The 26,147-nt window shown below is 65.1% G+C and carries 19 protein-coding genes; 10 read left to right on the top strand and 9 right to left on the bottom strand.

Annotation, left to right across the window (positions count from 1 at the left end; translation table 11 throughout):
• The first annotated feature begins 295 nt into the window (after positions 1-295).
• Both LK12_RS04175 and LK12_RS04170 read left to right on the top strand, forming a co-directional pair.
• A complete protein-coding gene (locus tag LK12_RS04175; RefSeq protein WP_039279638.1) occupies positions 296-1,720 on the top strand; it encodes a M16 family metallopeptidase in 1,425 nt (474 codons plus the stop codon).
• 13 nt (positions 1,721-1,733) lie between these two features.
• On the top strand, positions 1,734-3,134 hold the full coding sequence (locus LK12_RS04170; protein WP_039279637.1) for a M16 family metallopeptidase: 1,401 nt from the start codon (positions 1,734-1,736) through the stop codon (positions 3,132-3,134).
• A 33-nt stretch (positions 3,135-3,167) separates the two neighbouring features.
• On the opposite strand, the gene LK12_RS24545 is transcribed toward LK12_RS04170, so the two are convergent.
• Entirely contained in the window at positions 3,168-3,314 is a 147-nt protein-coding gene (locus LK12_RS24545; protein WP_156135374.1) for a hypothetical protein, read from the bottom strand.
• A gap of 194 nt (positions 3,315-3,508) precedes the next feature.
• A complete protein-coding gene (locus tag LK12_RS04160; protein ID WP_039280332.1) occupies positions 3,509-5,575 on the bottom strand; it encodes a protein-disulfide reductase DsbD family protein in 2,067 nt (688 codons plus the stop codon).
• A 99-nt stretch (positions 5,576-5,674) separates the two neighbouring features.
• Between LK12_RS04160 and LK12_RS04155 the strand changes: the two genes are divergently transcribed.
• Both LK12_RS04155 and LK12_RS04150 read left to right on the top strand, forming a co-directional pair.
• Complete coding sequence (locus LK12_RS04155; protein ID WP_039279633.1) at positions 5,675-7,363, top strand: alkaline phosphatase family protein; 1,689 nt, start codon at positions 5,675-5,677, stop codon at positions 7,361-7,363.
• Positions 7,360-8,604 (top strand): UbiH/UbiF/VisC/COQ6 family ubiquinone biosynthesis hydroxylase, encoded by a 1,245-nt coding sequence (locus LK12_RS04150; protein WP_039279631.1) that lies wholly within the window; start codon positions 7,360-7,362, stop codon positions 8,602-8,604. The genes LK12_RS04155 and LK12_RS04150 overlap by 4 nt, the downstream gene beginning before the upstream one ends.
• Before the next feature lie 22 nt (positions 8,605-8,626).
• On the opposite strand, the gene LK12_RS04145 is transcribed toward LK12_RS04150, so the two are convergent.
• Genes LK12_RS04145 through hemC form a run of 3 tightly spaced genes read right to left on the bottom strand, consistent with a single transcriptional unit; the run spans position 8,627 to position 11,243 of the window.
• Entirely contained in the window at positions 8,627-9,577 is a 951-nt protein-coding gene (locus LK12_RS04145) for a hypothetical protein (protein WP_039279629.1), read from the bottom strand.
• Entirely contained in the window at positions 9,578-10,294 is a 717-nt protein-coding gene (locus LK12_RS04140; protein ID WP_331454121.1) for a uroporphyrinogen-III synthase, read from the bottom strand.
• Between the two features lies 1 nt (position 10,295).
• A complete protein-coding gene (hemC, locus tag LK12_RS04135) occupies positions 10,296-11,243 on the bottom strand; it encodes a hydroxymethylbilane synthase (RefSeq protein WP_039279628.1) in 948 nt (315 codons plus the stop codon).
• Between the two features lie 44 nt (positions 11,244-11,287).
• Between hemC and tsaD the strand changes: the two genes are divergently transcribed.
• The 6 genes from tsaD (at position 11,288) to LK12_RS04105 (ending at position 18,238) form a co-directional block, all read left to right on the top strand.
• Positions 11,288-12,367 carry a tRNA (adenosine(37)-N6)-threonylcarbamoyltransferase complex transferase subunit TsaD gene (tsaD, locus tag LK12_RS04130; protein WP_039279627.1) on the top strand — a complete coding sequence of 360 codons (1,080 nt, stop codon included), beginning with the start codon at positions 11,288-11,290 and terminating at the stop codon, positions 12,365-12,367.
• Entirely contained in the window at positions 12,364-13,359 is a 996-nt protein-coding gene (locus LK12_RS04125) for an NAD(P)H-dependent glycerol-3-phosphate dehydrogenase (protein ID WP_039279626.1), read from the top strand. Before tsaD ends, LK12_RS04125 begins: the two co-directional genes overlap by 4 nt.
• Positions 13,360-13,382: 23 nt before the next feature.
• Positions 13,383-14,921 carry a lipopolysaccharide biosynthesis protein gene (locus LK12_RS04120; protein WP_039280326.1) on the top strand — a complete coding sequence of 513 codons (1,539 nt, stop codon included), beginning with the start codon at positions 13,383-13,385 and terminating at the stop codon, positions 14,919-14,921.
• 97 nt (positions 14,922-15,018) lie between these two features.
• Complete coding sequence (locus LK12_RS04115) at positions 15,019-16,686, top strand: vWA domain-containing protein (RefSeq protein WP_039279625.1); 1,668 nt, start codon at positions 15,019-15,021, stop codon at positions 16,684-16,686.
• A 31-nt stretch (positions 16,687-16,717) separates the two neighbouring features.
• Positions 16,718-17,443 carry an OmpA family protein gene (locus LK12_RS04110; RefSeq protein ID WP_039279624.1) on the top strand — a complete coding sequence of 242 codons (726 nt, stop codon included), beginning with the start codon at positions 16,718-16,720 and terminating at the stop codon, positions 17,441-17,443.
• A gap of 126 nt (positions 17,444-17,569) precedes the next feature.
• The gene (locus LK12_RS04105; RefSeq protein ID WP_052223137.1) at positions 17,570-18,238 is read left to right on the top strand and encodes a hypothetical protein; all 669 of its coding nucleotides are present in this window, start codon (positions 17,570-17,572) and stop codon (positions 18,236-18,238) included.
• 32 nt (positions 18,239-18,270) lie between these two features.
• Here the strand turns inward: LK12_RS04105 and LK12_RS04100 are convergent, their stop codons facing one another.
• The 4 genes from LK12_RS04100 to uvrB form a co-directional block, all read right to left on the bottom strand.
• The gene (locus tag LK12_RS04100) at positions 18,271-19,767 is read right to left on the bottom strand and encodes a S10 family peptidase (RefSeq protein ID WP_039279621.1); all 1,497 of its coding nucleotides are present in this window, start codon (positions 19,765-19,767) and stop codon (positions 18,271-18,273) included.
• 86 nt (positions 19,768-19,853) lie between these two features.
• Entirely contained in the window at positions 19,854-20,924 is a 1,071-nt protein-coding gene (locus LK12_RS04095) for a LuxR C-terminal-related transcriptional regulator (protein WP_231568234.1), read from the bottom strand.
• 293 nt (positions 20,925-21,217) lie between these two features.
• A complete protein-coding gene (locus LK12_RS04090; RefSeq protein ID WP_039279531.1) occupies positions 21,218-23,629 on the bottom strand; it encodes a hypothetical protein in 2,412 nt (803 codons plus the stop codon).
• A 315-nt stretch (positions 23,630-23,944) separates the two neighbouring features.
• Complete coding sequence (gene uvrB, locus LK12_RS04085; protein WP_039279530.1) at positions 23,945-26,134, bottom strand: excinuclease ABC subunit UvrB; 2,190 nt, start codon at positions 26,132-26,134, stop codon at positions 23,945-23,947.
• Positions 26,135-26,147: the final 13 nt, after the last annotated feature.

The raw sequence follows: 26,147 nt of genomic DNA, 5'->3' as shown, positions 1-26,147 counted from the left end.
CCAGCGATAAGGGCGAGGAGCGGGCGTCGTTGATCTCATTTCAGCCTTTTGAAATGACCGCTCCCCCCGACTTTCCAGACATTCGGTAGCCTGAACGACCATCCCATAAACCGGACTATCGTTCCCGCTTGAACCCGCTCCCGCCATCGAAACAGTGCCCTTGCAGTTCATCGACGACGCAGGGCTATTCGTCGATTAGGCTTCGGCTCACTTCCGGCAGTCTTTACCCATAACCGATCCGCGGCGGGAGGTGCGCTTCTCGTCCACATCGGGACTGTCCGGGAGCCTTACCACCATGATCAAGCACGGCAGACTGAAGCGTGCCGCCCTACTGGCTGCGCCGCTTCTCGCCTTCGCCACTGCAGCCCATCCGGCCATGGCCGCCGATCCGGCACCGGCCAGCGCGCCGGAAGCCTCGGTCCATGTGCCGATCGCGTATCACAAGCTGGAAAACGGCCTGAAGGTCGTGATCTCGCCCGACCATTCGGTGCCCACCACGACCATCGGCGTCTATTACGGCATCGGCTTCCGCCTCGAACCGAAGAACCGCACCGGCTTTGCCCACCTGTTCGAGCACATGATGTTCCAGGGATCGGAAAACCTCGGCAAGGCGGAATTCATCGGTCTGGTCAACAAGAACGGCGGCGTGCTCAACGGCTCGACCCGGTTCGACTTCACCAACTATTACGAAGTCGTGCCCAGCAACACGACCGAAACCTTCCTCTGGGCCGAAGCGGACCGGATGAAGGGACTGGACATCACCCAGGCCAATCTCACCAACCAGCAGGGCGTGGTGAAGAACGAGGTCAAGGTGAACGTCCTCAACCAGCCTTATGGCGGTTTCCCGTGGCTCGACCTGCCGCAGCTCGCCAACACCAACTGGTACAACGCGCATAACTTCTACGGCGACCTCAAGGAAATCGATGCGGCGACGCTGGAGGACGTGCAGAAGTTCTTCGACCAGTACTATGCGCCCAACAATGCCGTTCTGGTGGTGGCGGGCGACGTCGACCCGACGCAGGTCATGGACTGGGCGAAGCAGTATTTCGGCCCGATCCCCGCTGCTGCCGCAATCCCGCGCCCCGACATTTCCGAGCCGCGCCAGACCGAGCAGAAGCGCATCGAGAAAGTCGATCCGCTCGCCCCGCAGCCGGCGCTCGCCTGGGCCTATCACGTTCCGCCCAAGGGCACGCCCGAAGCTGCGGCCTTCCGGTTGATCGACCTCTTGCTGATCCAGGGTGATGACAGCCGCTTCAACCGCGTGCTGGTTAACCAGAAGGGCTATTCCGACAGCGTGGACGGCGGCATCAACTGGCCGCTCGGCGATGCCTACGACTACAACGGCCCGATGCTGTGGTCGGGCATGCTGGTGCATAGCGGCGATGTGACAGACGACCAGATCCTGTCCGACATCGACGGAATCGTGAAGGATCTGCAGGCCAACCTTGTCAGCCCCGACGAGCTGGAACGCGCCAAGACCAAGGCGCTTTCGCGTCTCTACGACACGATCGGCAACGGCAATCGCGTGGGTCTGGTCAACATGCTGGCGACGTTCGCGCTGTTCGATGATGATCCGAACCGCGTCAACCGCCTGGAAAAGGAGATCGAGGCCGTGACGCCCGAGATGATCCGCAAGACCGCGCGTGAATACCTTCGCCCCACCAACCGTTCGATCATAGACCTGAAGCCCGGCAAGGCCGCGGCGCAGGACGGCCAGTAAGGGAGGCGAGACGATGAGAATGATCCTGACTTTCGCCGCGACGACCGCAGCACTCGCGCTGGGCATCGCCTCCGTTCCTGGAGCCGTGATTGCCAAGGAAGTGCCGCCGGCACCGTCGGCGCCGCGCCCTTTCACGCTGCCGCAGATGACCACCTACACGCTCGACAACGGAATGAAGGTTACTCTCATTCCCTATGGCAACGTGCCCAAGGTGAACATTCTTGCGGCCGTGCAGACCGGCAACATCGATGACGACGGCAATGTCTGGCTGGCCGATCTTACCGGTGCGCTGATGCAGAAGGGCGCAGCCGGCATGGATGCCTCGCAGATGGCCGAAGCCGCTGCCGGCATGGGCGGCAACCTGTCGCTGTCTACCGGCCTGAACCTGACGACAGCCAACATGGACGTGCTGAGCGAGGATGCGCCGCAGGCCATCGGACTGATCGCTGACCTGCTGCAGCGCCCCGATCTCGAGGTGGACCAGCTCGAGAAAGTGCGCGCCGACCTGCTGCGCAATGTCGCGGTAGCAAAGTCCACGCCCGAATCCATCGCCAGCGAAGCGTTTCAGGGCGCTATCTATCCCGATCATCCCTATGGCCGGGTCTTTCCCACGCAGGAGCAACTCGCCGGTTACACGCTCGATCAGGTGAAGGCTTTCCACGCGCAGAACTTTGGCGCGGCGCGTACGCATATCTATGTTGTCGGCCAATACGACGAAGCCGGCGTGCGTGAGGCGATTGCCAAGGCTTTTGGTGACTGGAAATCCGGCGCGGCCGCCACGTCCCTTCCGGCACCGGTCAATGCCGCGCCCAAGGTGGTGCTGATCGACCGGCCGGGCGCACCGCAATCGCAGGTCATAATCGGCAAGCGTGTCGACAAGCCGGGCGGCGATGTCGCCTTCAAGGCGATGAATACGCTACTGGGCGGCTATTTCTCCTCGCGCATCACCCGCAACATCCGTGAAGACAAGGGGTACACCTATTCTCCGCACGGCGTGCTATCCGACCGGGTCGAGGGCGCGCACTGGCTCGAGGAAGCGGCGGTAACCGCGGAATCGACCGGGCCTGCAATTACCGAGATCTACAAGGAAGTCCGCCGCATGCGAGACGAGCCGCCGACAGCGGGCGAAGTGCAGGGCATCAAGAACTACATGAACGGCACATTCGTGATCGGTCTCGCCTCGCGCGGCGGCATGGCAGGTTCGCTGGCGACCTACGACCTGCTTGGACTCGGCGCCGACTACATGAATTCCTATGTCGGCAAAGTCAGCGCGCTGACCGCTTCGGATCTTCAGAACGTGGCAAAGCAGGAGCTTCCCACAGATCGGATGAGCGTCGTCGTGGTCGGTCCGCTCGAGAGCGTGCGGCCCCAACTGGAGCGGGTACCGGAAATCGCCGAAGAGCTGCCGGAGTAAAGGATGGTCGGGCCGCAAGCCGGCCCGGCCCCGTCAAAACGGCGTGTAGATCAGCAGCGCGGCGATGCCGCTCCAGAAGACTAGCGAGGTAACGACCGAAATCGCCAATCCCAGGGCGACATTGGGGGTCTGTTCCTTCGGTTCGTCTGCCGGGGCAGGAACGGCGAGCCATCTTGGCACCGACTTTGGCGCTGGCCAGGAAATGCGGAATTCAATGCTCTGGCGGCGTTCAATGTGCATGTACGGCTGCATGTAATAGCCTCGACCCATATCGTTATTACCGGCCGGTCTGATTGACTCGCGTGCCGGTGCGACCCGAGCTTTTCAGTGGTCGTGGGGGCGATCCATTACAAGCGGCGATTGCACCATTTTGGTCAGGCACCCGCCTTGCTGGCCAGCAGGTCCGCAGACAGGACTTGCGGCAACTGCTCGGCCTTTCCGTTACCAGCGTACCAGACATAAAGCGGCACACCGGCGGCGCCCTGATCGGTGAGATAGCGGGTAATTTGCGGATCGCGCCGCGTCCAGTCGCCGCGCAGCACCACGACGCCGGCCTTTTCGAAGGCGGCCTTGGTCTCCGCGCGTTCGATGGCGACTTCCTCGTTGACTTTGCAAGTGAGGCACCAGTCTGCGGTCATGTAGACGAAAACCGGTTTGCCGCTTGCGCGCGCCTCGGCGAGCGCTTTCTCGCTGAAGGGCTTGGTGTCGAGGATTGAATCGAGTTCGGCGGATTGCGGAGCGGGCTTCGGCAGCAGTACGATCCCCACGATGGCTATGGCTGCTGCGGCAAGAGCGTGCATCGTCGCGCCCTGGCCCCGACGTTGGCGGCGGCCCATCCATGCGAGAACATCAAGGACGAGCAAGGCGACGACGAAGGTTAGCGCGGCAAAACCGGCTCCGCCGACTTTCCAAACGAGCCATGCCAGCGCCAGCGCGGTGAGGCCCATGGGAATGGCCATCCAGCGGCGGAACTTCACCATCCACGCTCCGGGCTTGGGGAGCCGCGTGCGCAGCGCGGGGACGAAGGCGATGGCGAGGAAGGGCAGCGCGATGCCCAGGCCCAGCGTCGCAAACAGAGCCAGCGCTTGTGCTACCGGCAGCAGCAGCGCCGCGCCCATCGCCGAGGCCATGAACGGTCCTGTGCAGGGGGTGGCAACGAAGGCCGCAAGCAGGCCGGTGGCAAAAGCGCCCTGGGTGTAACTGCGCGGCGATCCGGAGGCGGCAAAACCCGGCACCGTGAACTCGAACAGGCCGAGCAGGTTGGCCGTGATGGCGCTTGCCAACAGGAACAGGGCAACCACGACGAGCGGCTCCTGCAACTGGAAGGCCCAGCCGACCTGCTCACCGCCCGCGCGCAGCGCCAGCAGAATGCCGCCGAGGGCCAGGCAGGCGACCACGACGCCGGCGGTGTAGGCCAGCCCCTCGATCCGCGCGTGCGCCTCGCTTTCGCCCGCGCGTGCGAGGCTCAGCGCCTTGAGGCTGAGGATCGGGAACACGCAGGGCATCACGTTGAGCAGCAGTCCCCCTGCCAGCGCCGCGAGCAGCAGCCAGGGCAGGGCGGGCAGTTCGCGCGGTTCGCTGCCCGCGACGGGCTCGCCCCCGGTCGGGACTGCGCCGGGCTTGGCGGTGAAGGCAACGCCGTTACCAGCCTCGTCGAGCTTGAGCACGCCGCTCAAGCCATCGGCAGGGCGGGCTGCGAACCTGGCGCGCGGAATGGTCACCAGCAGGGTATCGCCCTTGCGCCTGAAGACTTGCGGCGCGGCGTAGTCGACGATCTTGTCCTCGCGAATGAAGACATGGGGGGCGGCCAGCTCCACCGATGCCGGCAGCGGAATCGCCAGCCGCAGCGACTTGTCCGACAGAACCATCGTGGCCGGGGCATCGAGAGGAGCGGGAAGTCGCTGGCGCCACGTGTCGAATTGCGCCGCGAGGTCCGTGTCCTGCGTGGTGCCTTGTGCCGAACCAACCGTGATTTCAGTCGCAAGCTCGGCACTTTCGGGAACGCAGATCTGTTCGGTGCAGGCCAGCCACTGCGCGCTCACCCTTACAGGCAGACGGCTTCCGGGCTTGGCGTCGGCCGGCAGGGTGAAGGGAACGAGAACCGCATAGCGCTTTTCGTAGACATGGTTCATCAGCCCTTCGACAAGCAGGGTATGCGGCACCGGATAGTCCGGTTTGCCAGCCTTTGCGCCTTTGGGCAGCGTCCAGTCGAGTTGCATGCCGAGCCCGGCATCGCCGGGATTCACCCAGTATCCGTGCCAGCCCTTTTCGGGCGTCATGCGGATCGCCAGCGTGGTTTCCTCGCCCGGTGCGGCCGTCGGACCGGCGATCAGATCGGCAGCGATGTGGTTGGGCGCGGCCGCAGCGGGGGCTGCAAACAGAACCATCGCCAGCAACTGACACATGAGTGCCACGAAGTGGCGGTAGCGGCGCGAGATCATGAGGCTTCCATGCGTTGGGTTGGCCTTGCGCTTGCGGCGCAATCTGGTCATCGACGCATCTGCCTCTGTTGCGCCGACATTTCAAGGAACCTCCCCCCGATGCGCCTTTCATTCAGCTCGCTGGCCCTGGCCACCGCTCTTCTCGTCAGCACGCCGGCGTTTGCAGACAATGGCGCTGCGCCCGCCGCAGATACGGCCGCGCCTGCCGAGGCGGCTGCGCCCGCCGAAGCGCCCCAACTGATCCTCGCCATTTCGGTCGACCAGTTCTCCGCCGATCTCTTCGCGCAGTACCGCGAGCACTTCTCCAAGGGTTTTGCCCGGCTGCTAGACGGGGCGGTCTTCCCCTCGGGCTATCAGTCGCATGCCGCGACAGAGACCTGCCCCGGGCACTCGACGCTGCTGACCGGCGTCCATCCCGCGCGCACCGGGATCATCGCCAACGACTGGTACGTCCCCGGCATCTCCCGCCCGGACAAGGAAGTCTACTGCGTCGAGGACGAGAGCAACCCGAAGAGCACTTCGGACGAACCGGTCGTTTCGCCCAAGCACCTCAAGGCGCCGACGCTGGGCGACCTGATGAAGAAGGCCAATCCGGCCATCATCAACGCTGCCGTCTCCGCCAAGGACCGCGCGGCGGTGATGATGAGCGGGCACGACACCGATGCCGTCTACTGGTTTGACGACAAGGGCTTCACCACGTTCGAGGATCGCAAGATCACGCCGGCCGTCGAAGCCGAGAACGCCGCACTTTCGAAGCTGGTCGATGCCGGTGCCGGACCTCTGCCGGTGCCTGGCTACTGCAGTGCAGCCGACCGCCCGGTAAAGGTCGGCGATTTCACCGTCGGCACCTACCGCTTCCCGCAGACGGCAGGCGACTACAAGGCCTATGCCAAGGGGCCGCGCCTCGATGCGGCAACCGGCGACCTCGCCATCCGCATGGTCGACGAACTCGGCATGGGCAAGGACGCCGTGCCCGACGTGCTTTCGGTCAGCTTCTCGCAGACCGACCGCGTCGGCCACGCCTTCGGCCACGAGGGCGTCGAAATGTGCATCCAGCTGGCGCAACTCGATGCGACGCTCGGAACGCTGTTCGACGCGCTCGATGCGCGCGGGATCGACTATGCCGTGGTGCTCACGGCCGACCATGGCGGTTTCGATGCGCCCGACCGGCTCGACCAGCAGGGCTATCCAGCCGCGAAGTACATCAGCCCAACGCTTACCGGCGATGCACTGGCGGCTGCCGTTTCCAAGGAAACCGGCATCGTCGCGCCGCAGGGCAAGCTGCTCTACGGCGGCGGCAGCTCGGGCGACATCTACCTCGGCGCCGGCCTCACCGACGATCAGCGCAAGACCGTGACCGACGCTCTCGTGGCGATGCTCAAGGCCAATCCCGAGGTAGACGCGGTCTATACCGCAGACGAGCTGAAGTCCGTGCCGCTGCCGCACGGCCATCCGCAGGATTGGACGATGATCCAGAGGGTGCGTGCTTCCTTCGATCCCGAGCGCTCGGGCGACGTGCTGATGATGACCAAGCGCGGCGTCGTCGGCATTGCCCATCCGGGGCCGGGCTATGTCGCCACGCACGGCAGCCCGTGGGACTATGACCGCCGCGTGCCGATCGTCTTCTGGCGCAAGGGTATGACGCACGAGGAACAGCCGGCACCGGTCGAGACGGTCGATATCGCGCCGACTCTCGCTTCGCTGGTCGGCCTCAAGGAGCCGGCAGGTACCTGGGACGGAAGGTGTCTCGACATCGACGGCTCGGAGGCCGATACCTGCGCTCGATGAGCGACTCGGATACGACTGCGAAGCCTGCGGGGGAGACCCGCGACCTGATCATCCTGGGCGGTGGCCTCGTCGGCATGACGCTGGCGCTGGCGGCCGCCAAGGCCGGGATTACCAGCCATGTGATCGACCGGGCGGACCCGGCCGATCTCGTCGCCGAGGGTGCGGATGGCCGCGCTTCGGCGATCTCGACCGCGAGCTGGAATCTATTCGACAATATCGGGCTGGGCGAAAGGCTCGCCCCGCTCGGTTGCGCGATCGATTCCATCGCCGTCACCGACGGGATGAAGCCGGGCCGTATCGACTTCACGCCCAAGCCCGAGGAGGGCTCGCTGGGCAAGATGTTCTTCAACCGCGACTTGCGCCTCGCGCTGTTCGATGCGGCGAAGGACGAACCCAACATCGCCTGGCATGTGAAGACCGAAGCGGTGCGCCGCGACCGCGGTCCGCACGGTGTCGAGGTCGAACTGACCGACGGGCGCGTGCTGCGTGCCTCGCTGCTGGTCGCGGCGGAAGGCCGGCAGTCGCCGACACGCGACGAGGCTGGCTTCTCGATGGCGAAGTGGGACTACAAGCACCGCGCGATGGTCACCGCACTCTACCACTCCAAGCCGCACGACGGCACCGCGTGGGAAATCTTCTATCCGGCAGGTCCCTTCGCGCTGCTGCCGTTGCTCGACGATGAAGAGGGGCGCCATCGCAGCGCGCTCGTATGGACCGTCGCGGAAAAGGATGCCGGCGGCGTCATCGCCATGAACGATGCGATGTTCGTGAACGAGGTCTCCGAGCGCATGCACGGCGTGCTCGGCAAGATCGAACTTGCGGCCCCGCGCATGAGCTATCCGCTACGCTTCCACCATGCCGCCAGGGTCATCGACGAGCGCCTCGCCGTGATCGGCGATGCCGCGCATGGCATGCACCCGATTGCCGGGCAGGGGTTGAACCTCGGCCTGCGCGATGTGGGCGCGCTCGTCGAAGTGCTCACCGAAGGCATGCGCCTCGGGCTCGAGCCGGGCGATGCGCAACTGCTGGCGCGCTACGAGAAGTGGCGCAGCCTCGACAGCTTCATGGTCATGTCGGTGACCGACGGCCTTACCCGCCTGTTCGGCGTCCCCGGCAAGCTGCCGAGCGCCGTGCGCCGCCTCGGCATGGGTGCCGTCCAGCGCATGCCCACCCTCAAGCGCTTCTTCATGGACGAAGCGCGCGGGATGTCGGGCAAGCTGCCGGAGTTGCTGCAGGGCTAGCGGACGAAGTCGTTCGCCGGCCTCAGTTTCCCGGCTCGGCTGCTGCGCCGGGCGATGCAGTGGCGGCCGGCGTGGCTAGCGGACTTGGCTGATCGACCTTGTGCCCTTCGGCATCCTTGAGGCGGCTCGGTTCCAGCATGGCGGTCGTCTCGAGCAGGTCGAGGGCGTGCTGGGCCTGCTCATAGCGGCGGGCGTCGGCAATCCAGGTCTCGGCCGCCTCCGCACCGGGCACGCGTTCCACTTCCTTGATGGCATTGCCGATTCGGCGCGCCGTCAGCATGACCTTGGCACGATCGATACGGGCGGAGGGCGACACCAACGCCGAGGAATCGCGCCGTACCGTGAACATCGAGCTAAACTCGCGCCGGGCCCGTTCCCACAGGCTCCGCTTGGTTTGGTCTCCCTTCCCGGTCAGTTCCGGGGAGAGGGCTTCGAGCCGGGCTGAGAGTTCATCGATTGTCACGGGGTTCTTGCTGAAAGCGATGATCGTTTCCACGGCGCGGGGCTGAGCGTTCATGAAGCGCAGCTTGAGCTGGTCGGCGACGTAGCTGAGCGGCTCACCCCGGTCGATCATCCGGCGCGCGGCAAAGGCGATGAGCAGGCCTTCGGCGCGCGCGGCATTGCCGGATGCGGCATCGGTCTGGAAATCCAGACGGGAAATCCGGTCTTCGAGCAGCGCCAGCCGGCCTTCGACCGATCCGATCGCCGCCATCTGCGCGGCATTCGGTTTCGGCGCAGGTTCCTTGGCAGCCTGCTCCTGGGGGTCGGCTTCTTCGACCGGCCCGGCCAGCTCGGCAGTGGTCGTTTCCTCGGCGTCGGGGCTCTTTACCACGCTCGACAGGTAGCCCGTCGAACTTGCCCACGCGACAAGCGCTGCTCCCAGTATGAAGGCAATAAGAGCGACGAAAACCGTGATGCTGCGCGAACGCTGACGACCGGAGGTTGAAGTGGCGGTAGAGGAATAGTCCTGCATTTAGCCTTGTTCTGGCAGTTGTGATCCCGAAGCTGCCTCTTCGCACATCTGGGCGGCCAAAGCCAGCAATGCGGTGTCGCTGGGCTGGGAAGCGCTCTTCAACATGGCCCAGCCGCCGCCGGCGCGCGCCGCGACGCGGGGGCCGATGGCAGCCAGTCGGAGCCGTTCGCGGCGAATGCCGGCCTCGTCGCAGAGCGCGGCGAAGTGCGCGGCCGCTTCGCCCGAATGAAGCAGGATCAGCGCCGGAGCAGCCAGCATTTCGACCAACTCGCGGGGAAATGGAAGAGGCTCGCTGGCATAGACTTCGCGTGTCGTCAGGGTGACACTGTCCGGAACCTCCAGCGTCACGCGTTCGCGTCCCGCCAGGCGTAGAAGCCGGCGGTGTCCGGGCTGCAACAACCGCAGCATGGGCTGCAGGCCGCCCTTGCCGGTTTCCACCACGTCGAGCCCAGCAGCGCGCGCGGCCTTTGCCGTCTTAGCGCCGACGGCATAGGTGGGCAGGCCGCGATAGAGGCTCAAGCCTTCGCCGCCATGACGCAGCGCATTGGCACTGCCCAGCAGCACGGCGTCGACATTGCCGCGTGGTACGGGTTCCCACGGAAGCGGGCGTACTTCGAAGAGAGGGATGGTCTTTGCGTCCAGTCCCATGGCCCGCGCCTTCGCGAGCGTTGCCGTGGCGCCCGGTTCGGGCCGCAGGACGAGGACCGGCAGCGTCACGTCAGGCGCCGGCGCCCTCGAAATGGACGGTGATGGCTTCCGGTGCGCGGCCGAGCATGTCCCTGGCGAGCTGCGTGGGCGCTGCGAGATCGTCGGTCGCAAACCGCGCCTCTCCCGCGATATGCTCGGCGCCATCGGGGCTGAAGATGGCCGCGCGCATCAGCAGGCCGTCGCCTTCCGGGCGGGTGAGCACGGCGATCGGGCTGTGGCAGCTTCCGCCGAGCCCCGCCAGCAGCGCGCGTTCGGCCATGACCGTGGCGCGGCTGGGCGCATGGTCGACGGCAGCCAGGAAGTCGCGGGTGCGCGCATCGTCGGACCGGCATTCGAGCAGGATCGCAGCCTGTCCCGGGGCGGGGAGCCATTCCTCCTCGTCGAGCGCATGGCCGGTGCCGGTCTTCCCCAGCCGTTGCAGGCCGGCGGCGGCAAGGAACGTCGCATCGGCCTCGCCCGCCGCGAGCTTCGAGAGCCGCGTGGCGACATTGCCGCGGAAAGTCACGACCTTGCAGTCCGGCCGCGCGTGCAAGAGCTGCGCGGCGCGGCGCGGGGCGCTGGTGCCGACGACCGCGCCTTGCGGGATCGCGGCGATGCTTTCTGCGCCGATCAGGACGTCGCGCACATCGGCGCGTTCCAGCACGGCGGCAATCGCAAAGCGGTCGGGGCGCAGCGTCTCCACGTCCTTGGCGGAGTGTGCCGCAAAGTCGATCTCGCCCGCATCCAGCCAGGCGTCGAGTTCCTTGGTCCACAGCGCCTTGCCGCCGATTTCCGCGAGTGGCCGGTCCTGGATGCGATCGCCGCTGGCAGTGACGGCCACGATCTCTATATGCGCCGGATCGATTCCATGCGCCCTGGCCAGCCGGTCGCGCGTTTCCTCCGCCTGCGCCATGGCGAGAGGCGAGCGGCGGGTGCCGAGGCGGAAAGTCTGGTTCTGAGTATGTTTTTGCGTATCCATGGGCGGCTTGTGCTACCCGTCAATGTCGTTCAGGGAAAGCCGGGATGAGAATAGTTCTCGGCATAGAATCGTCGTGCGACGAGACGGCCGCCGCGCTCGTGACCAGCGAACGCGTCATTCTCGCCCAGCGCATCGCCTCGCAGGACGACGTGCACCGCCCCTATGGCGGCGTCGTGCCCGAGATTGCCGCACGCGCGCACGCCGAGCGATTGGCGCCGATGATCGAGGCAACACTGGCCGATGCCGGCATGACGCTCGATCAGGTCGACGCGATTGCCGCGACGGCGGGGCCCGGCCTGATCGGCGGCGTGATGGTCGGTCTGGTGACGGCCAAGGCGCTGGCGATGGCCTCTGACAAGCCGCTGATCGCCATCAATCACCTCGAAGGCCACGCGCTCTCGCCGCGGCTGGCCGATGAGAATCTTGCATATCCCTACCTGCTGCTGCTGGTTTCGGGCGGGCACTGCCAGATCCTGCTGGTCGAGGGTGTGGGCAAGTTCCGCCGGCTGGCCACGACGATCGACGATGCGCTGGGTGAGGCGTTCGACAAGTCGGCCAAGGTTCTGGGGCTTGGCTATCCCGGCGGTCCCGCGCTCGAGCGGCTGGCCTTGCAGGGCGATCCGAAGAAGATCCCGCTGCCGCGCCCGCTGGTAGGCAGCGGGGAGCCGCATTTCTCCTTTGCAGGCCTCAAGAGCGCGGTGCTTCGCGCCAAGCAGGCCATGCCGCAGCGCGTACAGGGATGCGTGGCGGGCAGCGTGATCGAACCAGCCTATACCGATGCCGATATTGCCGCCTCGTTCCAGCAGTCCGCGATCGCCTGCCTGCTGGACCGCACGCGCCGGGCGCTTTCCGCCGTGGGGCCGGTCAATGCGCTGGTGGTGGCGGGCGGCGTTGCGGCCAATACCGCAATCCGTACCGCGCTGGAGGGGTTGGCAGCGGATCACGATCTGCCGTTCATCGCCCCGCCATTGGCGCTGTGTACGGACAACGCGGCAATGATCGCATGGGCCGGGCTGGAACGGCTCGAGCAGGGGCAGTCCGATCCGCTCGACGTGGCGGCGCGGCCGCGCTGGCCGCTCGATCCGGACGCCGAGGCCGTACGGGGCGCAGGAGTGAAGGCATGAGCAAGGTGGGGGTGATCGGAGCCGGGGCCTGGGGCACGGCACTGGCGCAGTCGCTGGCGCGCGACGGCACGGACGTGCTGCTCTGGGCACGCGAGCCGGAACTGGTCGCGCAGATCAACAGTGAACATCGCAACGGCCTCTACCTGCCGAGCGCAAACCTGGCGGAATCCGTGCGCGCGACGGGCAATATCGGTGACCTGGCAGACGTGCCGGTGCTGCTGGCGGTCGTGCCGGCTCAGTTCCTGGCCGCAGTGATCGCCGATCTGCCGCAGGGCGATCGTGATCTGGTGCTGTGTGCCAAGGGCATCGAGGCCGGAACCGGACGCCTGATGGCCGACGTGGCCGCGGAAGCTGCGCCGCAAGCTCGTCTTGCCGTCCTTTCCGGCCCGACGTTCGCGCACGAAGTGGCGGCCGGGCTTCCGACGGCGGTGACGCTGGCCTGTTCCGGTGGAGAGACGCAGTGGGAGCGGTTGGCCCCTCTCATCGCGCGTCCCGCGCTGCGGCCCTACTATTCGGACGACGTGATCGGCGCCGAGATCGGTGGTGCTGTCAAGAACGTGCTCGCCATCGCTTGCGGCGTGGTCGAGGGGCTCAACCTCGGGCAGAATGCCCGCGCTGCATTGATCGCGCGCGGATATGCCGAGATGCTTCGTTTCGGTCTTGCACGCGGGGCGCGGGCGGAAACGCTTTCCGGCCTTTGCGGGCTGGGCGACCTGGTGCTCACCTGCTCGTCCACGTCCAGCCGCAATTTCTCGTTGGGGCTATCGCTCGGTCAGGGACTGTCCGCCGCCGATGCGCTTTCGGGCAAGACCAGTGTCGCGGAAGGCGCTGCAACGGCGCCGGTTCTGGCGGAACTGGCCAGCCGCGCGGGTATCCAGATGCCGATTGTCGATGCCGTGTGCCGCCTCCTTGATGGCGAGGCACCGGCTGGCGCCGTGGTGCGGGACCTCCTTTCGCGCCCGTTGAAGGCAGAGCAGGAGCCCGCTCTTTGAGCGATCCGACCAAGAGCGGCGATGTGCCGCCCGATACCCCCCGGCCCACGCCTGCCTCGCAGGAGCACGACGATATTGCCGCGCTGGCCAAGGGTGGGCGCACCAATTTCTTCGGGTTCTTCCTGCGCCTCGCCGCGCGTATTCCGTTCCTCTTCATTGCCGGCCGCGCGGCGGCTTACGGTCCTGCCGCCCTTGGCCGCTTCGCCTCGGCACTGGTCGTGATCGAACTTACCTCGATGCTCTGCACGATGGGAGAAAAACGCGGGCTCGCGCAGCGTCTGTCCGACACCGAGGGGCAGGTCCATCCGGCCAACGTGATCGCCGACGGCACGATCCTGGCGGTTATCGCCTCGTGTGCGGCGGCCTTGTTCTTCTACCTGGTGCCCGAACCGATGTTTCCGGGCGGCAGGTATTCCGAGATCGACCGGCTGATCGTCATCGCCATTCCGCCGCTGACTTTGACCGAGATCTGGCTGGCCGCGCTCGCCTATCGCCTGCGCATCAGCCCGACGGTCTGGTCGCGCGCCATCGTCGAGCCGTGGACGATCTCGATCATGGCCGGCGCGATGATCTGGATTGCGCCGGAAAGCGGCCTGACGCTGGCCTACATCGCCTCGATATTCGCGGCCGCATTGACAGCGTTCATTCCTTTCTTCCGCGAATACGGCGTGCCGAGGGGGTGGCGACCGAAAGCGGGCGAGATGCACCGGCTGGCCGCGCGTTCCATGCCTATCGCATTGGCCGACGCGATCGAGTGGGGCACGCGTCGCGTGGATATCTTCCTGCTCGGCTTCCTTGCGCCGCCGTCGGCGGTCGGTGTCTATTACGCCGCGCAGCAGGTTGCGAGCCTGCCGCAGAAGCTCAAGACCAGCTTCGAGCCGGTGCTGGGCCCTGTCATAACCCGCAATTTGAAGAAGAAAGACTACGCCGCGATTGCCCGGCAGGTCTGCCAGGTCGGCTTCTGGATCACCGCGGCACAGGCGGGGATCGCACTTGCGCTGGCCATTCCCGGCGAGGGCGTGATGGGCCTGGTCGGACGAGAATTCGTCGGCGGCACCGGCTCGCTGGCATTTCTGCTCGCCGCAGAAGTCGTGGCGGCAACGGCGGTCGTGAGCGAGGCCGCGCTCATCTATGTGGCGCGGTTCAAGAATCTCGTCGTGTCGATGTCGACGATCGGGTTGCAGGCCGTCCTGACGGTGGGCGGTATCCTGCTGATGCAGCACCTCGGCTACAATTCTCTCTACCAGGCGGCCACGGCCGCCGCGGCGCTGATGATCGCGCTCGGATTGGCTTCCGTCGTCAAGTCACGGATGTTGTCACGTATTCTCGCGCAGCCCATCAACAACTGGCGATGGGCGCTGGTATGGGCGGCTGCGCCAGCCGTCGTGCTGGGGTATCTCGCCACCCAGTTCCTGCCCGAATGGGCCGAGCTGGCCTTCGGCATTCCCGCGATCCTCGGCTCGTACATGTGGGTTATCTGGAAGAAGGCCTTTGGTCCGGAAGACCGCAAGCTGTTCCAGAAAACAAAAACGGCAGCCCCGCTTCCGGTCGATCAAATATAACGGATCACCCATTTCATCTCTGAAACGACACGTTCAGTCGCGATTAAGGCCAAGTGAGGCGTTCTTCACGCGGAAGGCGCGTCGTGGAGGGAAGAACATGGCGATTTCGCGTGCGAAGACTTGCGCTACGGTGCTTGCAATCTTGTCCACCACCGGGATGGGGCTGCTGGCTGGCTGCAGCAGCTCGGGCAACTATGCCGCGCCCGAGAAGGTGACGACCGTCGACGTCAGGGAACAGGGCGCGGCTCCGCCTCCGCCTCCGCCTCCTGCCAACTCTGTCGTGGTTACGGGCGCCACGCGTGCCGCCGATGGGCTTTATGCCCCGCCGGCGCCGGCCTTCGTGCCCCCGGTGATGCCGGCAGTGAACCCCGGTCGGGAGCGCTATGACGGCAAGGAAGTCTCGCCTGTCCATCTCGTTCAGTCCGAACCGGTTTCCACCTTCTCGGTCGACGTCGATACCGGCGCCTATGCCAACACGCGCCGGTTCCTGACGCAGGGCATGCTGCCGCCGGCGGATGCAGTGCGTACCGAGGAGATGATCAACTATTTCCGCTATGCCTACGCCCGGCCCGACAGCCGCGAGGCGCCGTTCTCGGTGACCACCGACGTGGCGACGACGCCGTGGAACCCCGACACGCGCCTGCTGCGGGTGGGCCTGCGCGGCTACGACCTGCCGCGCGCAGCCCGGCCGCCGGCGAATCTCGTGTTCCTGCTCGACGTTTCGGGATCGATGAATTCGCCCGACAAGCTTCCGCTGCTCAAGACCGCGCTCTCGGGGCTGGCAGGGGAACTGGGGCCGAAGGACACCGTCGCCATCGTCGTCTATGCCGGTGCGGCAGGCTTGGTGCTGCCGCCCACCAACGATCCGCGCAAGATCCGCGCCGCGCTCGACCAGCTTCAGGCGGGCGGCTCCACAGCCGGCGCGGCGGGCCTCAAGCTCGCCTACAACATCGCCGAGGACAACTTCATCGAAGGCGGCGTGAACCGCGTGCTGATCGGCACCGACGGCGATTTCAACGTCGGTGTCTCCGACCGCGACGATCTGATCGCGATGATCGAGAAGAAGCGCGATTCCGGCATTACGCTCACCACGCTCGGCTTCGGGCAGGGCAACTACAACGAAGCGATGATGGAGCAGATCGCCGATCACGGGAACGGTAACTATTCCTATATCGATACTGCGCTGGAAGCGAAGAAGGTGCTGGGCGACGAGATGAGCTCGACGCTTTTCACCATCGCCAAGGACGCGAAGATCCAGGTCGAGTTCAACCCCGCTGTCGTCAGCCAGTACCGCCTGCTCGGGTACGAGAACCGGGCCTTGCGCGAAGAGGATTTCGATAACGACAAGGTCGATGCGGGCGATATCGGTGCCGGCCATCAGGTCACCGCGATCTACGAGATCGTCCCCGCCGGGGTGAAAGGCTGGATCGGACCGCGCCGCTATGGCAAGGAAGCGCCAAAGCCGAACCCGGCGGCCAGGGAGATGGCCTACATCAAGCTGCGCTACAAGTTGCCGGGGGGCAGCACGTCCAGGCTGATCGAACGTCCTCTTTCAGCGAAGCTGCTGGCCAATGCGTCGGCTCCGTCAGGAGACTTCGCCTTCGCCACCGCCGTTGCGGCCTTCGGCCAGACGCTGCGCGGCGACGCGCTGATGAACGGCTATTCCGCGGGTCAGATCGAATCCCTCGCCGGCGAGCAGACCGATTACTGGCGGCAGGAGTTCCTCAAGCTCGTCGATATGGCGGATTCGCTCAAGGGAGGCTGACAGGGCCTCGAGATGACTCTAGGCTCGGCGCATGAACCCTCGCCGAGCCTCCATTGTCGCTGCCGGTGCCGGCCTGTGCCTGGTCCTGTCCTTTGCGGCCTCCAACCTGCAGGGACCGGCCTTCATCGCAGGACTGAAGCAGAAGGCCGTGGCCGCGCGCGATGAAGCCGGGGGCCAAGGCGTAAAGGTCGCGTTCGAGGACCGCTACGGCTGGCTGACCCGCCATCCGATCCTCTCTGGCGGCAAGGGGCTCGACAATGCAACGCGCACCCGCGTTGCCGCCAGGATCGCCAATGTTCCTGGCATCGGCGGGATCACCTGGGCGCGCGAAGGCGAGAGCGGGCGTGTGGCGACGCTGCATTGCCAGGACGATGTCGAACGCATTCTGGAAACGCGCACTATCCGGTTTAACGAAGCGAGTGCGCGCCTCGACCCTGCCAGCGAGAAGCTGCTTGACGAAGTGGCCCGCGCGCTGCGGCCCTGTGTCGGCAGCATTATCGCGGTGATCGGCCATACCGATGCCGGCGGCTTTGCGCAGGCCAATCTTGCACTGTCGAAGGCGCGGGCAGATGCCGTGCGCTGGGCACTGATCGGACGGGGAATTCCTGCCGACGGCTTGCGCGCGGCCGGCGTCGGCTCGAAACAGCCGGTCCCCGGGCTGGATCCGCTGGACCCTGCAAATCGCCGTATCGAATTCTCGGTCATCTCTCCCGCGCCGATCAAACCGACGCCGATCGACACGCCGGGTCCAGGATAAGGCTATGAAAGGACACTGCCTTGCCGCTATGGCTTGAACTGGCTGTCTCGGTGCTGCTGACCTACGGGATCGGCTTCGGCATCGGCTGGCTGCTGTGGAACCGGAAGGGGTAAATTCGTGCTGCAAATGATCGAAGCCAACTGGCTGATCTTCATCGCCGCGCTGCTGATCGGCATCGTGGTCGCCTACTGGCTGTTCGTCCACAGTTCCAAGCCGCCGAAACGCGAGCGTCGTCCCGACGTGCTCGACGAAGGCGCGGCGCCTGCGCAGCGCAACCAGGCGCTGATAGACGATGCGCCCCCGGCTTCGCAGTTCGACATATCCCAACATATCGACCCTCCCGCCATGGCTGGAACCATGGCCGGCATCGGCGAGGTGATAGCCGTTGCTGCGCAGGAGGAAGTCGATAATCTCGAACCGGAAACCAAGCCGGATACGCCGGAAAAACCCGTTCCGGAAGCCGAGAAACCGGCCGCTGCGCCGCCACTCGAGCCTGTGCAGACGCCCGCGCCGACGCCCCCGGCGGCGGATGCGCAAGCTCCGCAATCCTCCGGCGAACCCGATGACCTGCGCAAGATCAAGGGACTCGGCCCCAAGATGCATTCCCTGCTCAACTCACTCGGCGTCACCCGTTTCGAACAGATCGCTGCCTGGACGGACGCCGATCTCGATGAGTTGGACGCCAAGCTCGGAGCCTTCGCCGGCCGCCCTCGCCGCGACAATTGGGTGGAGCAGGCCAAGCTGCTCGCCGGCGGCGACACCGGCGCCTACGAGGCGAAATTCGGCAAGCTTTGAGCAATTGCGGGGGGCTCGCAAGCGCGCGCCTGCTAGCTCCCCCTGTAGCTCCCGATTACGTCGCGCCGCATCGCAGCGCCGCTGTCCTGCCGGGCGTAGAACATGTGTCCGCCGGGATACATGTGCAGCTTGATCCGGCCCGCGCGGGCGAAATCGGGCATCTGCCGCAGGATCAGGCTCGAGCCGTAGTAGGGGCATGACAGGTCGTCCCAGCCATGGACGATGTCCACCGTCATCCTGGGATCGGTGGCGATCGCCTTGCGAAGATCGGTGACCGGACTGTCGCTGTCGTCCCGCGACCATTCTTCGTTCACGTCATACGACAAGGCATTGTACCGGGCGTTTACTTTCCAGCCGACCTGCCGTGTGATGAAGTCCACCATGGCCGACGTGGTCGGCGCGATCAGCGTGGTCAGCAGAGGATCGCTGTACTTCGGTCTCGCACTGGCCGGGAAAGGATCGTGCGCGGTGAAGTTCGAATCGTAGACGGATCCGATCAGACCCTGATCGCGGCGGATTTCGCGCAGGTATGTCTCGATATCGACGCGCCCGTTCATGCGTCGCACGAGAGTGGCGTCCAGTCCAGTGATCTCCGAGACCCTGGCGGCCAGGCGGTCGGTAGCGGCCTTGTCGCCGGGGCCGGCGAGGAAGTCCTGCACGAACTGGGTACGGGCATAGTGTTCGACCGGTCCCATGGTGGTTTCGTCGAGGTGCTTGCCCTGTCGCTCGAAGTGTCCGGCTGCCATCGAGGGCAGGTTGATCATCCACGGCAGCGGCGAGAGCGCGTCGTCCTCGCCGATCGCCGGCGGATCGAGATACGGCGAAACGAGCGTCATGCCCGAGATCCCGACGCCCATCTGCGTCTGCATGTAATAGGCAAGGCGGGGCACGCGATAGCCGCCGTAGCTTTCCCCGACCAGGTACTTGCGACTGGTCAACCGGTTGTTGGCGACCAGCCAGTCATAGACCACGCGGCTTAGGTAGTGGATGTCCGCGTCGGCCTCGTAGAAATCCTTCTTCGTCCGTTCCTTGTCTTCGCGCGAGCGCGAGAAGCCGGTGCCGATGGGATCGATAAAGACGAGATCGGTGAAATCGAGCCACGAATTCGGGTTGTCGCGCAGTACCGCCGGATCGCTGGGCGCATCGCCCCGCGCCCCGAATGCAACCTTCTTCGGTCCGATGGCGCCGAGGTTGAGGTAGACCGAAGCTGCGCCTGGCCCCCCGTTGAACGCGAAGGTGACCGGACGCGAGGCGGGCGCGCCCGGCACCGTATAGGCGGTGTAGACCACTTCGCCGATCAGCTTGCCCTTCTCGTCCCTGACAGGAATCGAGCCGACCGTGGCGGTATACTTGACCGTCCTGCCTGCGATCATCGTGGATTGCTGGATCGATTTGGGTGCCGGAAAGGGGGCAAGTTGGTCCTCTTCCTTCGCGTCTGTCTGTTCGGTCTGCTTTTCGTCGTCGGCGAAAGATACCGAAGCGCTTGAAGCGAGAAGCACAGCAGCGAGCGAAAGCGTCATGAGGCGCATGGTGGGGAAGATCCTGTTCGAGTAAGATTATGTCGCTACAGTGAAACGCTTTGCCGCGGCCTGCAAGGGTGATGCTGCACCCGCGGCTAGCCTGCGGCCATTTCGATAACGGCGCGGGCGATGGAGACGAGTTCCGCCTCGCGGTTGACGTCGCATTTGACGAAAATGGTACGTAACTGACTGGCGACGGTCTGGACGCTGACGCCGCGTATGGTCGCGATCTGCTGCCGCGAATGTCCCTGGACCAGCAGGGAGACGATTTCTCCTTCCGCGCGGGTAAGACCGAAGGCCGCGCCGAGGCGGTCCGGGTGCGCTCCGGACAGGCCCAGCGGAGACTTCATCGTTACGATGACCCGCGGCGCAAACCCGAAGGCCCAGTCCTGCCGCGGCAGCGTGAATGCTTCCAACAGGGTCGGACCTCGAACCGTGCGGAGCCAGAGTTCCGAGGTCGGCTTCCGGTTGTCGAGAGCGGAACCGATGATGTTCTGAAGGGAGGCGTCGACATCCGGACGCATGGCGCGCAATGTGCCGCTCCGTACTTGCACAGTCTCCGACCCGAGCAGGGCTTCGGCCGCCGGCGTCACGGCGCAAACCCGGCCGGTACTGTCGAGCAGGATCGCGGCGTTGCGCATCGCCTCGAGCGAGTTGCGCAGCATTTCCGCCCCGCGATGCTCGAGTGCCCTTTGCAGGCGAATGGCGGAGAGGGCACTGGGACCTACCTGCTCAAGCACGCGGCGCTGTTCCTCCGTCGTCCTGCCGTCGTTGCGGGAGTGGAGAGCGGCAAGGCCGAAAAAGCTGTTCGGTTCATTTGCTAGAACCATCTGCGCGCCGTGTTCGGCGTCCCAGCGCCGCACGTGATCGAGGTACGCGTCGTTGGCGTTAACCGCGCGCACGGCGTCGTAATGGTGCTCCCAGGTCACCTCGAACGGTCTCGCACAAGCGGCGACACGGTAGTTGACGTCGGCGCGGTGGCCTTCGATGGCGATGAAATCATCGACATAGTCCTGGGCCATGTCGGTTGCCCAATTGAATAACGTCTGGTCTTCGCCGATCGCGATCAGCTGCGCGCGCGCTGAGCCGGTCGCGCTCGCCAGCGCCTTCAAAGCGGTGTCCCAGCCATTCGGTTCAAACGGGGCGCTTTCGAACAGCGCCTTCAACTCCGCGAGTCGCACTGGCCTGCCCCTCCCGTTAACCCTAAATCCAATGTGAACCCGCTTTCAATTTTGCGCAAGTCCATGGAAATGGGTGGTGTTTATCGGATTCACCCCACGATCGTGGTATGGAATTGCAGTCGGACAAGCCCACAATGTATCTGCGACCCGAAGGATCAGCGCGAGCGGATCCTGACACTGAACCCGGACGCCTGAAACGGGCATCCGGGTTCTTTTCCATGACTGGCAGCCATGTCTAGCCTTGGTCCTGACGCCGCGGCGGTGGCCGGATCGCCATCTCAAGGTTTTTTGCGCAGGACGTTTTTGGGAAGCAGTCTGTAGTTTCCACGCGTGCGCTGCAGGGAGGCCTGCACTTCCTGCCTGGCTTTGTCCGCCCACTTGCCTTGCGTGTTCTCCTCGAAGACGATCTGGTTACGTTCATGGGACGGATGCGCCTGTTGCCGCGCCATCAGCGCCTTCACATAGGCATCACCCAGCGCGTGGATGCGGGTGCGGCAGAGTTGATCGGCGCAGTCGTGGGCCCAGATGGGTTCGTAGGTCTTGAACAGATCCTTGCCGTAGATGTCGATGGCCGCGACCTTGCTTTCGAGCACGATCGCCTTGCCCTTCTTGTCGGCTTCGATCGCATTGCGGATCATGATCTGTGCGGTTTTGGGCGAAGGATACTTCGGCTCGGCGCGCATCTCATTGAGGATGCGGTTGCCGGTCATGTCCGCGACGCCCTTGATCGCGACGCCGCAGAAGTTGAGCCGCAGGTAGGCGCACTGGTCGTAGTACTTCTTGATGAAGGCATTGCGCCAGTCGAACACTTCCTTTTCCATCGGATCGGCGGGGGGCTGCTGTGCGCCCGCGCTGTCCTCGCTGACGGTCGGCGAATAGCGGTATTCGCGCGAGCAGACGGTCTTCTCATGGCATGTAAAGGTCACGCCGTCGGGCGGCAGGGTCACGGCGACTTGCGGGAACCAGACCGGCCAGTCCCAATTGTGCGACCATACCGCCACGTCGACGAAAAGCCGGGCATTGAGGCCGGGCGTCATCTTGAAGGCGAGCGCATATTCCGGGTGGCCGATCGAGAAGCTGCTCGAATGGTCGCTGGCGTCGACCGCGAGTGGATAGGTTCGTCCGGAACTCGACATTCGCGTGACTTCACCGGAGATGTTGTCCTTGAGCTGCAATTCCAACCGGTCGGAGGTCAGCCCAACCTGCAGAGCGGGCAGAACCTTGGCGCCGGCCACGCCGAAGTTCGCCAAGCCGCCCAGCAGGTCCGGATTGTCGAACACCACATCCTTTTCGAGCCCGCCGCCGGGTCCCGGCGCGGGAGGCTGGAACTGGCCATTGGTGAAGGGCGCAGGCAGTCCCTCTGTCAGATCCTCGCCCACGCTGTGCCGAACGCCGTCGCTATGGAACGGGACCTTGTAGTTAAGTCCGGCGTAGGCCGTCAGCTCGGCCACCAGTTCGCGGCCCTTGAAGACCTGATCGCCGGCAAGGCCCGTCTCCTCGTAGTCGCGCGTGCTGCCGTCGACCGGCTGGAAGACCGGGGCAATGCTGGCGGATTCGGTGTCGCCCACGCGGTGATAGGCATAGAGCCCGCTCACGCTGATCGGGAAACGCAGGCCGAAGCCATAACCGAAGCCGGCATAGACCTCCACGTAATAGGTCTTCTTGCAGCTCACCAGGCAGGTCTTGACCGTGATCGAGACGCGGCGGCGCCATTCGTTCTCGCGCCCGAGCGTGAAGCCGGTGAGCAGGATATGCGGCGTCAGCGTGCGTTCCGCATCGACCTTTTCGGGAAGATGCGGTCGCGGAATGTTCAGCTTGGGTTTGGCCGCCGGCTGGGGGCGCTTCTCCAGCTTGTCGCGGGCGGGGATGAACATCACATCCTCGATCTGCACATCGGCGGTGTTGATCAGTTCGCCTTCCAGCTGCGCGTCGGTGAGCGCGCTGAGGCGGTTCGCCTCGGCGGCACCGACTTGCCTGACCACGTCGGCACGCCCGGCTGGATCGGCCATCATCGCGCGAAACTTGGCGATGCCCTCGGCGAAATCGGCCTGTTCGGCTGCCGCTTCCTTGGCAGCTGCGGCTTCGGCCTGCGCGCGGCGGCTGGGATTGGCCACGTAACGCGGATCCTGCGGATTGGCAAAGGCGGCCTTGCGGGCGCTTTCACTGGTCTGCGTGAAGCAGCCGACGCCCGCCTGCTCCAGTGCGCGTCGGCGTGTCGGCGCGGAGCAGGCGCCGGGCTTGATGCTGTAGGTGAGGAACTGCCGGACGATCAGGCCGCGATCGATCTCCATAGCCTCCAGTGTATCGGTGCCAACCTGCACTTGCGTCGGCTGCCTGCGCAGGCGCGTGCCGAGACTGGTGAGCGAAGCCGGGTTGGTCAGCACCGGCCGCAAATCCACCTTGCCGGTTCCGAGCGCGATGACCGGTTGCCGCTTCAAGGTCGCGGCATTGTAGCGCCGCTTCACCGACAGCGTGCGCAGGGTCTGGCTCGTTGGTCCGGCCTTCAGGACGACGGCACTCGGCGGCGCATCGGCCTTGGGAGGTACAGGCGGGGTGACCTCGGTCGCCTCGAGTTCAAGCTGCGCCGTTGGTTTCAGGACGCGCAGCTGCGCATGCGCGCTCCCTGCCAAGATCGCCAACCCCGAAACGCCACCGAGCACGGCAACGAAACCGAACTTCCCCTTGACCATGGCCCTCTCCCTCAACAACCGCGGAAGAGCTGGCGCCGACGCGCCACAACTCCTCCGCGACAGGACACGGGGGCTTTACCACACAAAGTTACCGGAGTTTTGCGGAAGGACAAATAACCGCAAATTAAGCATGCCGGCGGCTGGCGGGCCGCTGTCGATTTCTGCGGTGGTCGCCTGAGCCGTGCGAAATGCGAGGCGTCTAAAAGGGTGGCGCGATTGCAGGCGATTGCCAACTGCGCTTCCTTCCGGCTCCGCGCGCGATGCCGATGGATGCGGCCGGCACAGGGATGTGGGGCTTAATCCAATCGACAGGGGTTATCGTTTGTCGCCCCACTTCCGCTGCGTTTTCCCATACCGCATCTTCCGCGTCCCCGGTTTGCCCTCGTTGCTGCGCCCCACCTTCGGTGCCTTGTGCTCACCCTCCGGCAGGCCCAGCTCGGTTGCTTCCAGCCGCCGGATTTCGTCGCGCAGGCGGCCGGCTTCCTCGAATTCGAGATCGGCGGCTGCGGCGCGCATCTTGCCTTCGAGCTCCTCGATGTAGACGCGCAGGTTGTGGCCGACGAGGTTGTTGGTGTCCTCGTCGATCTCCACTGTCACGCTGTCCCTGCTGGCAGTGTCGGCGACGATGTCGGCGATGCGGCGCTTGATCGTTTGCGGGGTGATGCCGTGTTCTTCGTTGAACGCCTGCTGCTTTTCGCGGCGGCGGTCGGTTTCGGCGATGGCGCGTTCCATCGAGCCGGTCATGCGGTCGGCATAGAGGATCACGCGGCCATCCACGTTGCGCGCGGCGCGGCCGATGGTCTGGATCAGCGAGGTCTCGCTGCGCAGGAAGCCTTCCTTGTCGGCATCGAGAATGCACACGAGGCCGCATTCGGGAATGTCGAGCCCCTCGCGCAGCAGGTTGATGCCCACCAGCACGTCATAGACGCCCATGCGCAGGTCGCGGATCAGTTCGATGCGCTCCAGCGTTTCCACGTCGGAGTGCATGTAGCGCACCCGAACGCCCGCCTCGTGCATGAATTCGGTCAGATCCTCGGCCATGCGCTTGGTGAGGGTGGTGACGAGCGTGCGGTAACCCTTGGCGGCGGTTTCCTTGCACTCGTTGATGCAGTCCTGCACCTGGTCCTCGACCGGGCGGATTTCCACGGGCGGGTCGATCAGGCCGGTGGGGCGGATGACCTGTTCGGCGAAGACGCCGCCGGTCTGCTCCATTTCCCAGCCGCCGGGCGTGGCGGAAACGGCGACTGTCTGCGGGCGCATCGCGTCCCACTCGTTGAAGCGCAGCGGGCGGTTGTCGATGCAGCTCGGCAGGCGGAAGCCGTATTCGGCGAGCGTCAGCTTGCGCCGGTGGTCGCCGCGCGCCATCGCGCCGATCTGCGGCACCGTCTGGTGGCTTTCGTCGACGAACAGCAGCGCGTTATCGGGCAGGTATTCGAACAGCGTCGGCGGCGGCTCGCCCGGCAGGCGGCCGGTGAGGAAGCGGGAGTAGTTCTCAATCCCCGCGCACGATCCGGTGGCGGCGATCATCTCGAGGTCGAAATTGGTGCGCTGTTCCAGCCGCTGGGCTTCGAGCAACCGGCCTTCGCTTTCCAGTTCCTTGAGGCGTTCGGTCAGCTCGAAGCGGATCGCCTCGGCGGCCTGCTTCATCGTCGGGCCGGGCGTGACGTAGTGCGAATTCGCGTAGATCCGCACCTTGTCGAGGCTCGATCCCTTCTTGCCGGTGAGCGGGTCGAATTCGAAAATTTCCTCGATCTCGTCGCCGAAGAAGCTGATCCGCCAGGCCATGTCCTCGTAGTGGCTGGGGAAGATCTCGAGATTGTCGCCGCGCACTCGGAAGGTGCCGCGCGAAAAGGCGGCATCGTTGCGCTTGTACTGCAGCGAGACGAGCTTGCGGATGATCTCGCGCTGGTCCTGCGTCTTGCCGGCTTCGAGGTCGAAGATCATTGCCGAATAGGTCTCGACCGAGCCGATGCCGTAGAGGCACGAGACCGAGGCGACGATGATCACGTCGTCGCGTTCGAGCAGCGCGCGCGTGGCCGAGTGGCGCATGCGGTCGATCGCCTCGTTCACCGAGCTTTCCTTCTCGATGTAGGTGTCCGACCGGGGGACGTAGGCTTCGGGCTGGTAGTAGTCGTAGTAGGAGACGAAATACTCGACCGCATTGTCCGGGAAGAAATCCTTGAACTCGGCATAGAGCTGCGCGGCGAGGATCTTGTTCGGCGCGAGGATCAGCGCCGGGCGCTGCAGTTCCTCGATAACCTTGGCCATGGTGAAGGTCTTGCCCGACCCGGTAACGCCCAGCAGGACCTGCGTCTTCTCGTCATCCCTTGCGGATTGTACCAGTTCGGCGATTGCGGTGGGCTGGTCGCCGGCGGGCTCGTAGTCCGAAACGATCCGGAACTTCTTGCCCGGCAGGGACTTTTCGGGACGCTGGGGCTTGTGCGGGACGAAGCTGCCGGAGGTGTCCGGCTCTTCCAGCCCGCGGCGGATGATCAGTTCGGCCATGGCGGAACATATG

This window comes from Novosphingobium malaysiense (genome assembly GCF_000802225.1).
GTDB classification, from domain to species: Bacteria; Pseudomonadota; Alphaproteobacteria; order Sphingomonadales; family Sphingomonadaceae; genus Novosphingobium; species Novosphingobium malaysiense.
The sequence above is the reverse complement of the archived record's forward strand: the minus strand, read 5'-3'. Positions and strand labels throughout refer to the sequence as shown.

Excerpts from the sequence above, each read along its gene's own strand:
- uvrB (WP_039279530.1), bottom strand. The coding sequence starts at position 26,134 with ATGGCCGAACTGATCATCCGCCGCGGGCTGGAAGAGCCGGACACCTCC.
- LK12_RS04100 (WP_039279621.1), bottom strand. The coding sequence starts at position 19,767 with ATGCGCCTCATGACGCTTTCGCTCGCTGCTGTGCTTCTCGCTTCAAGC.
- LK12_RS04160 (WP_039280332.1), bottom strand. The coding sequence starts at position 5,575 with ATGATCTCGCGCCGCTACCGCCACTTCGTGGCACTCATGTGTCAGTTG.
- LK12_RS04125 (WP_039279626.1), top strand. The coding sequence starts at position 12,364 with ATGAGCAAGGTGGGGGTGATCGGAGCCGGGGCCTGGGGCACGGCACTG.
- LK12_RS04175 (WP_039279638.1), top strand. The coding sequence starts at position 296 with ATGATCAAGCACGGCAGACTGAAGCGTGCCGCCCTACTGGCTGCGCCG.
- tsaD (WP_039279627.1), top strand. The coding sequence starts at position 11,288 with ATGAGAATAGTTCTCGGCATAGAATCGTCGTGCGACGAGACGGCCGCC.
- LK12_RS04155 (WP_039279633.1), top strand. The coding sequence starts at position 5,675 with ATGCGCCTTTCATTCAGCTCGCTGGCCCTGGCCACCGCTCTTCTCGTC.
- LK12_RS04145 (WP_039279629.1), bottom strand. The coding sequence starts at position 9,577 with ATGCAGGACTATTCCTCTACCGCCACTTCAACCTCCGGTCGTCAGCGT.
- LK12_RS04110 (WP_039279624.1), top strand. The coding sequence starts at position 16,718 with ATGAACCCTCGCCGAGCCTCCATTGTCGCTGCCGGTGCCGGCCTGTGC.
- LK12_RS04105 (WP_052223137.1), top strand. The coding sequence starts at position 17,570 with ATGATCGAAGCCAACTGGCTGATCTTCATCGCCGCGCTGCTGATCGGC.
- LK12_RS04090 (WP_039279531.1), bottom strand. The coding sequence starts at position 23,629 with ATGGTCAAGGGGAAGTTCGGTTTCGTTGCCGTGCTCGGTGGCGTTTCG.
- LK12_RS04170 (WP_039279637.1), top strand. The coding sequence starts at position 1,734 with ATGAGAATGATCCTGACTTTCGCCGCGACGACCGCAGCACTCGCGCTG.
- LK12_RS04115 (WP_039279625.1), top strand. The coding sequence starts at position 15,019 with ATGGCGATTTCGCGTGCGAAGACTTGCGCTACGGTGCTTGCAATCTTG.
- hemC (WP_039279628.1), bottom strand. The coding sequence starts at position 11,243 with ATGGATACGCAAAAACATACTCAGAACCAGACTTTCCGCCTCGGCACC.
- LK12_RS04150 (WP_039279631.1), top strand. The coding sequence starts at position 7,360 with ATGAGCGACTCGGATACGACTGCGAAGCCTGCGGGGGAGACCCGCGAC.